This window comes from Pseudoxanthomonas japonensis (assembly GCF_043632995.1).
Lineage (GTDB): Bacteria > Pseudomonadota > Gammaproteobacteria > Xanthomonadales > Xanthomonadaceae > Pseudoxanthomonas_A > Pseudoxanthomonas_A japonensis.
In genome coordinates this window covers 902,548-914,318 of record NZ_CP171632.1, presented here as the reverse complement: position 1 = coordinate 914,318, position 11,771 = coordinate 902,548, and the positions used below count along the sequence as shown (strand labels likewise).

Genomic DNA, 11,771 nt, shown 5'->3' with positions numbered 1-11,771 from the left:
CTGCCAGGCATGCATCGCCCTCATGAAGAGGGCGCGACATCGCGCGCGTTCAGGCATTCCAGCTGAATACGCCCCAGCGATGATCCCCGTGCCAGCGCATCACCATGCAACGCGAAGATCGCGCTTCGGCGCAGAATTTGCATAGCCTGGATGAATGCATTCATGAACGCATTCCACGCGATCACGGACCGATGAACGCGGCGAACCTCCCACGAAATGGGACGCACGCCACACCCGTAATCAGCAACAGGATGAACAACATGGGCACGGAACTTCTCCCTGTTTGTGCAATGGAAAAAAGCGGCGTTATGATCGCTGGACGGCACGAACCCACGCAGGCGCCACGCACGATGAAACAGAAGAAAAGCCGCCGATCGCTGCATGGCTACCGGATAGGCCTGGTCGGCCTGCTGCTGCCCCTGACGCTCTCGTCCACCGCGCAGACACCACTGCGGTGGACCACGGCCAGCCAGAGCGCGGACGCGGTCGCGACCGCCAACGTGTCGTCCTATGTGTCGCCGACGCAGCCACGCCCCTACCGCACCTCGCTGGCGGAACAGAACATCCAGCCGCTCGCGGCCGGGTTCGACGTGCGCGCGTTCGAGACGATGGCCGAGCACCTGACCGTCGGCCAGCGCGTGCCGGGGCTGGCAATGGCCATCGTCCACAATGGCCGTGTGCTCAGCGCGCGTGGCTACGGCGTGACCGACGTGGTGAACCCGCAGCAGGTCGATTCGCACACGGTGTTCCGCCTGGCCTCGCTGTCGAAGGCCTTCGCCAGCACGCTGACCGGCCTGATGGTGCAGGACGGGTCGCTGCGCTGGGACAGCAAGGTCAACCAGTTCGTGCCGGGGTTCCAGCTGAGCGACGCCAACGCGACCTCGCACGTCACCGTCGCCGACGTGCTGAGCCACAGCGTCGGCCTGCAGGCGCACAACGCCTTCGACCGCGACATCGAAGCGAATGCCGAGTACTACGACGTCGCCCGCAAGCTCGCCTATGCGCCGCTGAAGTGCGCGCCGGGCGAGTGCTACGCCTACCAGAACGTCGCCTTCAGCCTGATCGGCGACGTGGTATTCGCCGCGTCCGGCACCTTCTACGACCAGGCGGTGGATCGCCGCATCTTCAAGCCGCTGGGCATGAACGACGCGAGCATGGGCCTGGCCGGCATCCAGGGCAGCACGCGCTGGGCGCGGCCGCACGTGCGCAGCCGCAACGGCTGGGTGTCGCTGACGCCGAAGCCGACCTACTACCGTCTGCCGCCCGCCGCGGGCGTCAACGCCAGCGCCAGCGATCTGGCGCAGTGGCTGATCGCGCAGACGGGCCATCGTCCCGACGTGCTGCCTGCGCCGCTGCTGGCGACGCTGCATGCGCCGGTGGTGACCACGCCGGGCGAGATGCGCGGCGGCTGGCGGCGCGAGCGCATCCAGTCCGCCAGCTATGCGCTGGGCTGGCGCGTGTTCGATTACGCGGGCCAGCAGGTCGTCTTCCACGCCGGCGCCGTGCAGGGCTATCGCGGCCTGGTCGCACTCGTGCCCGGGCAGGACCTGGGCGTGGCACTGGTCTGGAACAGCGACAGTTCGCTGCCCTCGGGCCTGCTGCCGACGATCCTCGATCGCGCGATGGGCCTGCCGGGCCAGCCGTGGGTGGAAACGCCTGCGGACTACGACCTGCTGCTGGCCGAGTCGCCTGAAACCATGCCCGCCAACGGCAGCAAGGACAGCGGTACGTCCTCGCAGCGCGGCACCGCTTCGCCGCGCTGAACCCCGCGGTGCGCAGCGGCGGGCGCCAGTCCGCCGCACGCCACGACGTCAGTCTTGCGGGTCCTGCTCGAGCAGGGCCTTGAGCTTGGCCAACCCCTTCTCGTAGTCAGCCCCGATCATCCGGTCGAACAGCAGGCCCAGCCACCGCTTGAACGGGTTGAATCCGTGCACGCTGTCGAACGCCCACGTCACGCGTGTGCCCTGGCCCTCCGGCGCCAGCAGATAGCTCGCCTGCGCCTGGCTGCCATCGAAATCCAGCGCCACCGCGATGCGGCGGTGCGGTTCGCTGGCGGTGATCTCCTGGCTTCCGCTGCCGACCGCACGGTTGCCTACCCAGCGCATGCGCGCGCCCACGCCGCGCGCCGGGCCTTCGAAGGTGTACGTCGCCTGCGGATCGTATTCGGCCCACGGCGACCAGGCATTGAAGCGCTCGAACGAGTCGAGCGTGGCGAAGACCTGCGCCGGGCTGCGCTCGATGACGACGCTGCGCTCCACATGGGTCGTCGACGGCAGCAGCAACCCGCCCGCCACGAAGACCACGCCCAGCACGGCGATCGCCGCCAGCACCCACCTGATGAACTTCATGCGCTGCCTCCTCGGCATCCGGGAACCGGCAGCCTAGCCGGTCGCCCATAAAAAAACTCCCCCCCCGCTGGGCACAGGGAGAGAGTCCATGGTGTTACGTGTAATCGGGGTTGGCTTAGATCAGCGGAGCCGGGGTGGCCGGCAGCGCGACGGGGGCCGCTTTCTTCTTGGACTTCTTGGCAGGCTTCTTGGCGGCCTTCTTCGCGGCCTTCTTGGCCGGCTTCTTGGCTACTTTCTTGGCAGCCTTCTTCGCGGTCTTCTTGGCAGCCTTCTTCGCCGGCTTCTTGGCGACCTTCTTGGCGGCCTTCTTCACGGACTTCTTGGCGGCCTTCTTGGTGGTCTTCTTGGCAGCCTTCTTCGCCGGCTTCTTGGCTACTTTCTTGGCGGCCTTCTTGGCGACCTTCTTCACCGCCTTCTTGGCCTTGGCGACCTTCTTGGCGACCTTCTTGGCAGCCTTCTTCACTGCCTTCTTCACGGTCTTCTTCGCAGCCGCCTTCTTGGTGGCCTTCTTGGCGGCCTTCTTGGCGGCCGGTTTTTTCTTCGCAGCTTTCTTCGTTGCCATGTGATGGCTCCTCGTCAGTGAACTATGGATTTTTACGTCTGGTTACAGCACATCTGCCCGGAGGCAGGCCCAGCTGCAAGAAACGCCGCGGGAGTCGGACCCGTCGGCAGCCGTCGTCGCGACACGCGCGGCGATGCGGATTCCCCAGGGGTCCGGGCGTGCGAAACCCGGCCCCCTACAAATACGAAAACACCCGCGTCGCCGGGCGACACGGGTGCGATGAAGGAGGCGCGTTGCGTTTTTCCGGGGGAAGCGAGTCCTGCGTCCGCCGCAATCTGGGTGCGGACGATGGGCTGGGTTGTCTCTCGCGCTGTCGTGTTGATTCGACTCACTCGCTTCCGCAGCAAGCGCTGCTTGGGGCGAAACCTAATCACGGTTTTTTCAGGTGTCAACACCTGCGCGCAACTTTTTTTTCGAGGCAGGTGCCGCTGGCCTGCGCCGGACGGCGACGGCGACGGCGGCGCGATGGCGACTGCCGAAGCGTCCAACGCGAACGAAAGACATGCGCCTGAAAAAAAACATCGGTAAAACGCGCTTTTTTTTCTTGGCGACGGCGCGCGGCGCGTTCGCGGACGACCATGCAACGATCGCCTGTCACCTGTCCGAACGCGCGCCAACGGCTTGAACAGTACCTAAAAAAAACTTTCGGGCAGGGCGTCGGATTTCGCGTCGCACAAGCCCGACTGCGCCGATTTGCGCAAACTATTTCCCCTCGTCCGGCGGTGCATCGCCCACTTCGATACCGCGTCGTCGACATGGAAGCGGACGTCCGCCTTCTTCTTCGAGCGGCACGACGCGCGCTTCGGCGACGTCCGTTGCGTGCCCCGCATTCCACTTTGCCGTTCGTCGGCCACCGCACCGACGGCACGACGACGCGCTTCGGCAAGCGCGCTGCTCCGCGCCGTAAACGAAACGGGGAACCGGCAGCGACGGAACGTCGTTCCGCCATCGCCGGTTCCCCGCCTGGGGACCGCCTGTGGGAATGCCTCAGTGGTCTTCGTCTTCGATCAGCTCGGCGTAGTCGTCCGGCGACAGCAGCTCGTTGAGCTGGTCCGGCTCCTCGGCTTCGATCACGAAGATCCAGCCTTCGCCGTACGCGTCCTCGTTGATGGTCTCGGGCTTGTCGGCCAGCGCCGCGTTGACCTCGACGATCTTGCCGGTGATCGGGCTGTAGACGTCGGACGCGGCCTTGACTGACTCCACCACCGCGCTGGCGTTGCCGGCTTCGATGCGGTCGCCGACGTTGGGCAGCTCGACGTAGACCAGGTCGCCGAGCAGACCCTGCGCGTGATCGGAAATGCCGACGGTGACGCGGCCGCCGGCTTCCACGCGGGCCCATTCGTGGGACTTGAGGAACTTCAGATCGCCAGGAATCTCACTCATGGGGTGCTCCGTATCGCTGTCAGGGGTCGGGTAGGGAAAGATAGTTTAGCGGAGGAAGACGAAGGTGAAGGCATGCCGTCGCGGTTCATTCCAGGACGCCGGGCTGCGCCTGGCCATCGCGCACGAACGGGAACTTCACCACGCGCACCGGCACCTCCTTGCCCCGGATGTCCACGCGCACGCCACCGGCAGTGCCGAGCGGAATGTCGCCGGCCGGCACGCGTGCGAAGGCGATGGCCTTGCCGAGCGTCGGCGAGAACGTGCCGGACAGGATCTCGCCCTCGCCGTGCGCGGTGAGCACTTTCTGGCCGTGGCGCAGCACGCCCTTCTCGTCCATCACCAGGCCGATCATCTGCCTCGATGCGCCGGAGGCCTTCTGCGCCTCCAGCACGGCACGGCCGGTGAAGGCACGTCCTTCGTCCAGCGACACCGTCCAGGCGAGCGCCGCCTCGTACGGCGACACCGTATCGTCCATGTCCTGGCCGTAGAGGTTCATGCCGGCCTCGAGGCGCAGCGTGTCGCGCGCGCCGAGGCCGGCGGGCTTCACGCCCGCGTCCAGCAACGCGTTCCAGAACGTGACAGCCTGCGCCTGCGGCAACACGATCTCGTAGCCGTCCTCGCCGGTGTAGCCGGTGCGGGCGACGAACAGCGGCACGCCGTCGATGCTGGTGGCGTCGGCGGCGGCGAAGCGGGTCAGCTTGCCGACCTTCGCGCGGTCCTCCTCGCGCAACAGGCCGTGCACGCGCGCGCGCGCGCTCGGACCCTGCACCGCGACCATGGCGTAGTCGGGACGCTCGGCGACCTGTACGTCGAACGCGGCTGCCTGCGCGGTGATCCATGCCAGGTCCTTCTCGCGGGTGGCGGCATTGACCACCAGGCGGAAGAAGTCCTCGGCCAGGAAATAGATGATCAGGTCGTCGATCACGCCGCCCTGCTCGTTGAGCATCGCCGTGTACAGCGCCTTGCCGGGCTTCTGCAGCTTGTCGACCGAGTTGGCGACCAGCCGGCGCAGGAACTCGCGCGTGCGCGGGCCACGCAGGTCGACCACGGTCATGTGGCTGACGTCGAACATGCCGGCATCGCGACGCACCTGGTGGTGCTCCTCGATCTGCGAGCCGTAGTGGATCGGCATGTCCCAGCCGCCGAAGTCGACCATCTTGGCGCCGAGCGCGCGATGGGTGTCGTTGAGGATGGTCTTCTGGGTCATGGCGGCTTCCGGGACGGACAAAGAGGCGCATTATCCCAGAACGCACCAGCGCGGTGCGCCGCGATTACAGGCCGTAGTAGGCCTCGTTGACGCAATCCACCGTGCGCGCCTCGAGCACGTCGAAGCGGCCATCGGGCAGCCGCAGCCGTCCAGCCCAGGCGACGTCCTCCAGCCATTCCGTCGACGTGTCGTGCTGGCGCACGATCGCGGCCACCCGCGGATCGTCGCGTCCGTTCACGCGGCAGGTGCCGAACTGCAGGTAGTAACCGCTGCGCCCGGCCGGATACGGCAGGGCGTCGGTGATGCGCCACTGCGCGCGGTCGCCGTCGCGGCCGGCGAACTGGCCGGCGACCACGAAGCGCGGGACGGGTTCGCCACCGGTGCCGGGGGCCGGCGCGGCCAGCACGCCGATCGAGTAGTCGCAGACATGCGCCGGATCGGCAGAGTCGGACACGCAGCTTCCGCCCAGCTCGTCGAGGCCGGCGGGATACGGCGGCATCACCTTGCCGACCAGGTCCGCCGCAGCCACCGACAACGGCGCCAGCATCGACAGCGCCCATGCCCGCACCGTTGCGCCCACCTACGCCTCCTGCACCTTCAGGGTCATGCCGTTCACCGCGATCACCCGCACGCGCGTGCCCAGCGGAAGGTCGGCGCCTTCCACCGTCCAGAACGCATCGTCGATCCTGACCCGGCCGCGTCCGCCCTCGATGGGCTGGTCGAGCGTGGCCACCGTACCGACCAGCTGCTCGGCGCGCCGGTTCAACAGCGGCTTGTCGCTCTGGCGACCCTTGCCGCGGAACCAGCGGCGGTAGACCGCCACCGAAATCACCGCGAGCACCGAGAACAGGACTGCCTGCGCCAGCCAGCCGAGACCGGGGGCGAGCAACACCGCCACCGCCATCGCCACCGCGGCGAAGCCGAACCACAACATGAAGGCGCCCGGCGCCATCGCTTCGGCCGCGAACAGCACCAGCGCCGCGATTGCCCAGAACGCGAACTTGACGCTCATGTCAGCCTCCCGGCACGCGCGGCGGACGGGACGGCGCGGCGGCCTGCTGTTTGTCCAGCGCACCCTTGGCCAGTTCGGCGATGCCGGCGATGGACCCGATGATGCCGCTGGCTTCCATCGGCATCAGCACGAACTTCTGGTTCGGCGCGGTGGCCAGTTCCTTGAACGCCTCCACGTACTTCTGCGCGATGAAGTAGTTGATGGCCTGCACGTCGCCCTGCGCGATGGCGTTGGACACCAGTTCGGTGGCCTTGGCTTCGGCCTCGGCCAGGCGCTCGCGCGCCTCGGCTTCGCGGTAGGCGGCCTCGCGCTTGCCCTCGGCTTCCAGGATCGCGCTCTGCTTGTCGCCTTCGGCGCGCAGGATCTCCGACTGGCGTGCGCCCTCGGCTTCCAGGATCGAGGCGCGCTTGTCGCGCTCGGCCTTCATCTGCCGGGCCATCGCGTCCACCAGGTCGCGCGGCGGCTGGATGTCCTTGATCTCGATGCGGTTGACCTTCACGCCCCACGGACTGGTGGCGTGGTCGACCACGCCCAGCAGCTTGGCGTTGATGGTTTCGCGCTGGCTCAGCGATTCGTCCAGGTCCATCGAACCGATCACGGTGCGGATGTTGGTCTGCACCAGGGCGATCATCGCCTGGTCCAGGCTGGAAACCTCATAGGCGGCCTTGGCGGCATCCAGCACCTGGAAGAACACCACGCCGTCCACCTTCACCACCGCGTTGTCCTTGGTGATGACGTCCTGCGAGGGCACTTCGAACACCTGCTCCATCATGTTGACCTTGCGGCCGATGCTCTGCATGTACGGGATCAGGAAGTGCAGCCCCGGCGACATGGTGTGGGTGTACTTGCCGAAGTGCTCGACGGTGAACTCGTAGCCCTGCGGGACGACGCGGACGCCCTTGAAGAAGGTCACCACGATGAACAGCGCCACCGCCGCGACCAGCAATGTCGAAAGACCGAAATCCATGTTGCGCCCTCCCCTTGTGTTTGACCGGATTATAGGACGGCCAGCGGGAACTTCCCCGACGCTGCGACGGTATTGCCTTCCGCTGCATCCCTTGTCTTCAGAACCCCGAAGAATCTCCCCGCTTGAGCCGATCGCAGTTCGCCATCGACGTTCCCGACAGCCTGGTCGCCCGTGCGCGCTCCGGCTGCCGTGAGGCGTTCGAGCAGATCTACCGTCGTTTCGAGCGGCCGGTGTTCACGCTGGCGCTGCGCATCTGCGGCGACCGCGAGGAGGCCGGCGACGTGCTGCAGGACACCATGCTGAAACTGTTCAACCATCTGCCGGACTACCGCGCCGATTGCCCGTTCTGGGGCTGGCTGCGCCAGATCGCCGTCAACGAGGCGCTGCTGCGGCTGCGTAGGCAGAGACGGCTGGTGAGCGAAATCACGGTGGATGAGGACGACCTGCCGGAAGACCGCGGCCTGCCGCCGTGGGCCGCGGCCGATGCCGCCCTGCTGCAGCGCGCACTCGACGGGCTGCCGTCCTCCACCCGCAGCGTCCTGTGGCTGTACCACGCCGAGGGCTACACCCATGACGAGATCGCTGCATTGATGCACCGCACGCCCAGCTTCTCCAAGTCGCAGCTGTCGCGCGGCACCCGTCGACTGCGGGCGCTGCTGCAGATCGAGGAACCCGTCCATGCCTGACTCCCTGACCCGCGATCCGGCACCGCGCGACTGGCGCGAGGCGTTCGGCGCCATGCCACTCGAAGCGCCACCCGAAGGCAGCTGGCAGCGCCTCGCCGCGGCATTGCCGCCCGCGCGTGCCACTGTCCGGCGCGCCCGCTGGCGACGTCCTGCACTGGCGCTGGCTGCGACCGCCTTCTTCGCTGCCGTGATCCCGCTGATGCACTGGCGGGCCGTGCAGACCACTCCGCCGCCGCTGCAACGCGCCGCTCCCGTGGCGACGATCGCGACGCCCGCGCCCGCCGACGTACCCCTGGATCCCGCCGTCGATGCGATGCCTCCCGCGTCCGCCGTGCGTGCGGATGTCGCACCGGCGACGGTCGCACGGGCGCCGGCGTCGGTCCGCTCCACCGCACGGGCCGTGCGCGACCCGGCACCCGCCAGGCTCGATGCGCTGTACACCGAATCCGCGCGACTCGAAGCCGTCCTCGCACACCTGCCCGACAGCGGGACCGGCAACGTTGCCGCCCTTGCCATCAGCGCCGAGCTGCAGGAGCAGGTGACCCACATCGACCTGGCGCTGTCGCAGCCGACGCTGCCGGACATGGCTCGCACGGCGCTATGGGAGCAGCGCGTCGATACCTTGCGCCAGCTCACCGGTGTGGAAGCCACCCAGCGCTGGCAGGTCGCGCTGAACGACGACGCCGATACCGCCATCTACTGATTCCGAACACGCAACGAGGAGATTCCCGATGCTCAAGCCCCTTTCCCGTCCGCTGCTGGTCCTCGCGCTGGTCGCGCCCGTGCCGGTGCTGGCGCAGCAGAACGAGACCGCCACAAAGAAAGAGCTCGAAGACGCACGCGCCGACCTGCAACGCGCAGCCAAGCGCGTGGCCGAACTGTCGCGGGACGCCGGTGGGCTCCCTGCGCCGGCCAACATCGACCACCTGATCGTGAGCCGCCCCCGACTGGGCGTCCTGCTGTCCGGCGACGACGCGGCCGGCGTGCGCATCACCGGCGTGACGCCGGAGAGCGGCGCGGCCAAGGCCGGATTGAAGGCGGGCGACCGCCTGCTGCGCGTGGCCGGCACCGCGGTCGACGGCAACACCGCCGAGGCACGCGTCGCGCATGCCCGCCAGTTGCTGACCAGCCTCAAGGTCGATACGGCCGTGCGGGTCACCTACCAGCGCGACGGCAAGGCGCACGACGCCGACGTCACCCCGACGCAGGTGTCGCCGCGCATCGCCTTCAGCGCCACCGGGCCCCGCAGCGTCTTCATCCGCAGCGGCGAAGGCGGCATGCCCCAGCTCGACGGCATACCGGTGCCGCTGGACGAGATCACCAACGTCATCTCCCCCGAGGTGCAACGCGAGCTCCGGCAGCTCGGCAAGCTGGGCGACTGCAAGGGCGATGACTGCCGACTGCCGGCGCTGGCCGAAGCCTTCCGCTGGAGCAACCTCAACCTGGCGACCGTCGATGCCACGCTGGGCCGCTACTTCGGCACCGATGCCGGCGTGCTGGTCCTGTCGGTCGGCGATGAACTCGCGGGACTTCAGGCGGGCGATGTGATCCGGAAGGTGGATGGCACGCCGGTGACGACGCCGCGCGACGTCACGCAGGTCCTGCGCGGCAAGTCCGAAGACGCCAAGGTCACCGTCGAGTACCTGCGCGATCGCCAGGTGCGGACCAGCACGGTGTCGGTACCGAAGGCGGCGGCCTTCCGTTTTCCCGCGACCTCGCGGGTCACCGTCAAGCCGCATGTCGCGGTCGGCGTGGGTCAGGCACCTGCCATCGTCGAGAAGCGCCGCGTGATGATCATCGACCAGGACGGAAGGGTGCAGACCTTCGAGGACGGCATCGGCGACGCCCCGCAGTCTCCCGCACCCCCTGCACCGCCTGCACCTCCCGCAGGCAAGGGCGGCGCCCTGCTCTGACACGCATTATTAGAAGAGAGACCGCATGAATCCCCTGCCCCCGCCTGCGCGGGGGTCTTTTTTTGAAGAAGGCACGTCCGTGTGCCGGAGAGAACGCTCAGCGGGATGCGCGCGCCGGCTCGGCCGGTGCAGCCTCCACCCAGTCCGCGAACACCTTCGCGATGTCGGCATCCGCCACCGGCTTGCCTTCCTGCACGTCACCCGCCTGAGTGAACAGCGGGATGATCATCGCCATGCCGTCGACCTTGGTCTTCAGGTGCACGCCCGGCGCCTTCGACAGGAAGCGGTCCCAGTGCGCGCGGACCTTGGCCCAGTAGCCGGCGGTGGCCTGCCAGTAGTCGCGCGCAGGCGTGAAGTCGACCTCGGTGGTCTTGAGGTAGTCGTTGAAACCGAACTCGCGCACCAGTTCCACCTGCGTGCCGTCGGGCTTGCGCAGCACCTTGGTGTTGAACTGCTCGTGCGTCCAGCCGTTCGGGGTCAACGTGTGGCGGTTGACCACCGACAGCGCGTTGTAATCGCTGCGCCTGGTGTACTCGCGGCGCGGCAACGGCCGCCAGCTCAGGTCGCTGGTCCAGGTGGCCACGCCGTTGGTGTAGTCCCAGCGTCCGGTGCCGCAGTAGCGCGGCGCATCGCTGACTTCGTAGACGCATTGCGTCCATGCGCCACGGGTGGCGTCGGCCGGGATCGTCCGCACGTGCCAGGTCTGGTCGGCGGTGAATTCGAAGCGTGTCGGCGCTTCGTAGAACCAGTCCTGCCGCCAGTGCTTGGTCACGTGACCGCTCTTCGCGTCCACAAGGATGTGCTGCAGCACGATGCGCGTGGGCGTGTCCTCGACGACGATCACCATCTCGTCGCCGCCGCTGCGCATCGCCGCCTGGCGTTCGTAGCCGGGCTGCAACAGGATCGTTTCGTCGAAGGCGAAATCGACGGTGTAGTCGCCCTGCATCGCCAGGATGGACTGGCGGTCACGGGCGGGATCCGCGGCCAGCACGGACGTGGACAAAGGGAGGATCAGGACGGACAGCGCGATGGCGACCGGCTTCTTCATGGTGGCGCTCTCTTTACTTGAGTCGGATCAGCGGCACGACGTTGTCGCCCGCCTCGTTGTGGTGTTCCAGGTGCGCGCCGGCGGCGAAACGGGACGATTGCTCGCAGCAGCAGTCGTGCAGCCCGCTTTCCAGGTCGGCGCCTTCGGCCTGGGCGATACGTTGTGCGGTGGCGATGCCGAGCGGCGACATCAGCGACAGACTGGCCGCGAGCACCGGCAACGATGCCGGCCGTGGTACTGCGTGCAGCTGCAGCGCGCAGGCGCGCCACTGGCCGCCAAGCAGGCGCCCGGCGAGCCGCTGCCACAGGCGATCGGCGAGGCCGGCGACTTCCCCGTCGCTGCCCGCGGGCAGCGAGGCGACCAGGCGATCCCACGCGACGAAGTCGCTGTCCGGCAACAGGCACAGGCGCCAGCAGCAGCGTCCCTGCGCGTCGAAGAACAGCAGGCGTTCGTCCAGCCCGTCGCTGTCGACGCCGGTGCGTGCTTCCACCCGCACCGCCTGCTGCCAGCCAGCAAGCTCACTGCCCTGCTGCGTGCGATAGAGGCACAGCACCGGTCCCAGCGCCGCGAGTTGCGCGGTCGCGGGGAATGCATCCGACGATATGCCGCTGAGGGTGCCCGGCAGCGCGCGCAGCGTCGCCATGG

At 67.8% G+C, this 11,771-nt stretch carries 15 protein-coding genes; 5 read left to right on the top strand and 10 right to left on the bottom strand.

Features of this window, described 5'->3' with window-relative positions; genetic code table 11:
- Positions 1-20: 20 nt before the first annotated feature.
- Positions 21-164: a hypothetical protein gene (locus ACGHX3_RS04060; RefSeq protein WP_162339274.1), complete on the bottom strand. Its 144-nt coding sequence runs from the start codon at positions 162-164 to the stop codon at positions 21-23.
- Positions 165-350: 186 nt separating this feature from the next.
- Between ACGHX3_RS04060 and ACGHX3_RS04055 the strand changes: the two genes are divergently transcribed.
- On the top strand, positions 351-1,763 hold the full coding sequence (locus ACGHX3_RS04055; protein ID WP_394696480.1) for a serine hydrolase domain-containing protein: 1,413 nt from the start codon (positions 351-353) through the stop codon (positions 1,761-1,763).
- Positions 1,764-1,811: 48 nt separating this feature from the next.
- Here ACGHX3_RS04055 and ACGHX3_RS04050 read toward each other — a convergent pair whose 3' ends face one another.
- Positions 1,812-2,348, bottom strand: a complete 537-nt coding sequence (locus ACGHX3_RS04050; RefSeq protein WP_313929313.1) for an SRPBCC family protein — start codon at positions 2,346-2,348, stop codon at positions 1,812-1,814.
- A 115-nt stretch (positions 2,349-2,463) separates the two neighbouring features.
- Entirely contained in the window at positions 2,464-2,910 is a 447-nt protein-coding gene (locus ACGHX3_RS04045; RefSeq protein WP_162339277.1) for a hypothetical protein, read from the bottom strand.
- Positions 2,911-3,412: 502 nt separating this feature from the next.
- Between ACGHX3_RS04045 and ACGHX3_RS04040 the strand changes: the two genes are divergently transcribed.
- Entirely contained in the window at positions 3,413-3,535 is a 123-nt protein-coding gene (locus ACGHX3_RS04040) for a hypothetical protein (protein ID WP_394696479.1), read from the top strand.
- Between the two features lie 362 nt (positions 3,536-3,897).
- On the opposite strand, the gene gcvH is transcribed toward ACGHX3_RS04040, so the two are convergent.
- The 5 genes from gcvH to ACGHX3_RS04015 all read right to left on the bottom strand — a co-directional run bounded on the left by gcvH (position 3,898) and on the right by ACGHX3_RS04015 (position 7,479).
- Positions 3,898-4,293, bottom strand: coding sequence for a glycine cleavage system protein GcvH (gene gcvH / locus ACGHX3_RS04035; RefSeq protein WP_162339279.1), 396 nt, complete (start codon positions 4,291-4,293; stop codon positions 3,898-3,900).
- Positions 4,294-4,378: 85 nt separating this feature from the next.
- Positions 4,379-5,500, bottom strand: coding sequence for a glycine cleavage system aminomethyltransferase GcvT (gcvT, locus tag ACGHX3_RS04030; RefSeq protein WP_394696478.1), 1,122 nt, complete (start codon positions 5,498-5,500; stop codon positions 4,379-4,381).
- A gap of 64 nt (positions 5,501-5,564) precedes the next feature.
- Positions 5,565-6,080, bottom strand: a complete 516-nt coding sequence (locus ACGHX3_RS04025) for a hypothetical protein (RefSeq protein WP_394696477.1) — start codon at positions 6,078-6,080, stop codon at positions 5,565-5,567.
- Positions 6,081-6,512: an NfeD family protein gene (locus ACGHX3_RS04020; RefSeq protein WP_162339282.1), complete on the bottom strand. Its 432-nt coding sequence runs from the start codon at positions 6,510-6,512 to the stop codon at positions 6,081-6,083.
- A gap of 1 nt (position 6,513) precedes the next feature.
- Positions 6,514-7,479 carry an SPFH domain-containing protein gene (locus ACGHX3_RS04015; RefSeq protein ID WP_162339283.1) on the bottom strand — a complete coding sequence of 322 codons (966 nt, stop codon included), beginning with the start codon at positions 7,477-7,479 and terminating at the stop codon, positions 6,514-6,516.
- A gap of 122 nt (positions 7,480-7,601) precedes the next feature.
- Here ACGHX3_RS04015 and ACGHX3_RS04010 point away from each other — a divergent pair, with 122 nt between their 5' ends.
- From ACGHX3_RS04010 to ACGHX3_RS04000, 3 genes are read left to right on the top strand one after another with little or no spacing between them, the layout of a single operon-like run.
- Entirely contained in the window at positions 7,602-8,165 is a 564-nt protein-coding gene (locus ACGHX3_RS04010) for an RNA polymerase sigma factor (RefSeq protein WP_394696476.1), read from the top strand.
- A complete protein-coding gene (locus ACGHX3_RS04005; protein WP_394696475.1) occupies positions 8,158-8,868 on the top strand; it encodes a hypothetical protein in 711 nt (236 codons plus the stop codon). The genes ACGHX3_RS04010 and ACGHX3_RS04005 overlap by 8 nt, the downstream gene beginning before the upstream one ends.
- Positions 8,869-8,896: 28 nt before the next feature.
- Positions 8,897-10,078, top strand: a complete 1,182-nt coding sequence (locus tag ACGHX3_RS04000; protein WP_394696474.1) for a PDZ domain-containing protein — start codon at positions 8,897-8,899, stop codon at positions 10,076-10,078.
- A 97-nt stretch (positions 10,079-10,175) separates the two neighbouring features.
- Here the strand turns inward: ACGHX3_RS04000 and ACGHX3_RS03995 are convergent, their stop codons facing one another.
- Both ACGHX3_RS03995 and ACGHX3_RS03990 read right to left on the bottom strand, forming a co-directional pair.
- A complete protein-coding gene (locus ACGHX3_RS03995; RefSeq protein WP_394696473.1) occupies positions 10,176-11,126 on the bottom strand; it encodes a DUF6607 family protein in 951 nt (316 codons plus the stop codon).
- A 13-nt stretch (positions 11,127-11,139) separates the two neighbouring features.
- On the bottom strand, positions 11,140-11,769 hold the full coding sequence (locus ACGHX3_RS03990; protein ID WP_394696472.1) for a Hemin transport protein: 630 nt from the start codon (positions 11,767-11,769) through the stop codon (positions 11,140-11,142).
- Positions 11,770-11,771: the final 2 nt, after the last annotated feature.